General features: G+C 29.4%; 2 protein-coding genes. Both read left to right on the forward strand.

Translation table 11 applies throughout. The features are described 5' to 3' along the window. On the forward strand, positions 1-261 hold a 261-nt coding region (locus NCY30_RS14905; RefSeq protein WP_250818882.1), incomplete at its 5' end, for a LytTR family transcriptional regulator DNA-binding domain-containing protein. After that, positions 254-1,315 (forward strand): GHKL domain-containing protein (locus NCY30_RS14910; RefSeq protein WP_250818883.1); only part of this gene is annotated, 1,062 nt, incomplete at its 3' end. The genes NCY30_RS14905 and NCY30_RS14910, both read left to right, overlap by 8 nt.

The raw sequence follows: 1,315 nt of genomic DNA on the forward strand, positions 1-1,315 counted from the left end.
GTGATGATACATAGAGTAGACGGAAAAGTATTAGAATATTATGGAAAGTTAGATGATGTAGAAAAAGAGGTTGTTGCTTTGGACATTTCTTTTATGAGAACGCACCAGTCTTTTTTAGTGAATTGCGACTATGTTTTTAGATGTGGAACTAAGTTGATAGAATTAACTGATGGTCAACGGATTCCAGTGAGTGAAGATCAGCATAAGAAAATCAGAGAGCAATACAGCAGGTTTATTCGAAAGGATATTTTTAATGATTAAAATTGTTTTCACATTAATTTTGGGGATAATGTCTTTATTGATTATTAAAGAATATTTAGAAATATTACTAATTAATAAAATGTTAAAGCACCAATGGTTATTTTGGGAATTAAATCTTATTGTGACTATTATTTTAGAAAATGATACAGGAATGCCTTGGAAAAATCTTTTACTTAATGTGATTTATGTGTTTTATATATGTATGGTAGGATATCATGGAAAAGTTCGAGAGAAGATAATGACTACTTTTTCTTTAATTGCTATTTGGGCGATATCAGAGGCAATTGTTGAATATTCGGCAAGAATGTCACATATATATTTTGTTGAACCTGCAATACAAGGAGCAATAGCTTCAAAATTATTGACTCTTTCAATTATAGAAGTAATTAAATATATAGTATCCCGATATATATTAAAAGATGTGGACAGAGAATTGCCAGGATATTGGTGGCTACTTACCTTTATGCCAGTTTGTTGTATAGGGATAATTTACTTTATATATTATTTGGTAGAGAAAAGACCAGAAAATGGGGTGGTTTTTGGTGCGATGTTATCAAGCTGTTTGTTTTTGCCTTTAAATTTGGGGATTTTTAAGATATATGATTTATTATCGAGGGAATTCTTATTGAAACAGCAAAATGTAATTTATGAACAGAATATAAGATTGTTTTCAGAAGAGATGAGGATGAAAGAAGAATCTTTGATTTCAAGAAATATCATACATGATTATAGAAAACATTTTTTAGTAATTCAGGGTATGGCATATGGAGAGCAGTGTGAAGAAATAGTACAGTATTTAGATAAGTTGAATATTTATTATGAAAAAGAAAAGTCACTAGTTAATTGTGGGAATTTCGTGATTGATGCGATGATGAATTCAAAATATTTAATAGCATGTAAAGAAAATATTAAACACGAAGATAGAATAGTGGTGCCAGAAGCGATGAATTTTGAGGATGTTGATTTATGCATCCTTTTGGGAAATATGTTGGATAATGCGTATGAAGCTACAAAAAAAGCCGAAAAGAAAATTATAAATACTTCTATTATATAT

It is taken from the genome of Dorea sp. MB18-49 (assembly GCF_023669465.1).
Lineage (GTDB): Bacteria > Bacillota > Clostridia > Lachnospirales > Lachnospiraceae > Dorea_A > Dorea_A longicatena.